1 protein-coding gene is annotated in these 1,026 nt (G+C 74.0%); it reads left to right on the top strand.

Annotated features, from left to right (window positions below):
• Nucleotides 1-196: 196 nt before the first annotated feature.
• Nucleotides 197-979, top strand: coding sequence for a class I SAM-dependent methyltransferase (locus CCN72_RS35540; protein WP_086812502.1), 783 nt, complete (start codon nt 197-199; stop codon nt 977-979).
• Nucleotides 980-1,026: the final 47 nt, after the last annotated feature.

Below are 1,026 nucleotides of genomic sequence, written 5' to 3'. Positions count from 1 at the left end.
GTACGACGGTGTCGGCGCCGGCGCCGACACCGTCGTACGGCAACCGACGTCCGGCGAGCCCGACCCGGAGGGGTTCGTGCGGTTCGCGGCGGCAGGTCATGCCGCTGGTCCGGCGGCAAGAGCCCGGCGGCAGATGAAAAAGCGGCAGATGAAAAAGGAGAGGACCGGGGCGTCGGCGCTCGTCATCATGGAGGGCATGAATCCAGCCCGCCGGACCTTCGCCGAACTCGTCGCCGAGGGTGCCGCCGTGCCCACCGAGGGGTGGGACTTCTCCTGGTTCGCGGGGCGGGCCACCGAGGCGCGGCCCTCCTGGGGGTACGCGCGCTCGGCGGGGGAGCGGCTGGCCGGTGCCGAGGCCGCGCTGGACATCCAGACCGGGGGCGGGGAGGTGCTGGCCTTCAGCCTCGCCGCCGCCCCGGCCCGGCCCCGGCTGGTCGCCGCCACCGAGGGCTGGGCACCGAACACGGCCAGGGCCACCGAGCTGCTTCGGCCGCACGGCGTGGTGGTCGTCGCCGCCCCGGACGACGCGCCGCTGCCGTTCGCCGACGGGGCTTTCGACCTGGTGCTCAGCAGGCACCCGGTGGTGCCGCACTGGGACGAGATCGCGCGGGTGCTGCGGCCGGGCGGCACGTACTTCGCCCAGCATGTCGGGCCCGCCAGCGTCTTCGAGCTGGTCGAGCACTTCCTCGGGCCGCAGCCCGAGGCGGGGCGGGGCGCGCGGGATCCGCTGCGGGAGCGGGCCGCGGCCGAGGCGGCGGGCCTGGAGATCGTCGCGCTGCCCGCGGAGCGGCTGCGGATGGAGTTCCATGACATCGCCGCCGTTGTCCACTTCCTGCGCAAGGTCGTCTGGATGGTGCCCGGGTTCACCGTCGAGGCGTACGAGCCCCAACTCAGGGCGCTGCACGAGCGGATCCAGCGGGAGGGGCCGTTCGTCGCCCACAGCTCGCGGCATCTCTTCGACGCCCGCAAGCCCCGCTAGGGCCTGTCTGACAATTCCCGTCTGCCGCGAGAGTGCGTGCATGGCGT

The organism is Streptomyces murinus (assembly GCF_002154555.1).
Taxonomy (GTDB): Bacteria; Actinomycetota; Actinomycetes; order Streptomycetales; family Streptomycetaceae; genus Streptomyces; species Streptomyces murinus.
The sequence above is the reverse complement of the archived record's forward strand: the minus strand, read 5'-3'. Positions and strand labels throughout refer to the sequence as shown.

What these genes read in the sequence shown, in the direction of transcription:
- CCN72_RS35540 (WP_086812502.1), top strand. Translation starts at nt 197, where the DNA reads ATGAATCCAGCCCGCCGGACCTTCGCCGAACTCGTCGCCGAGGGTGCC.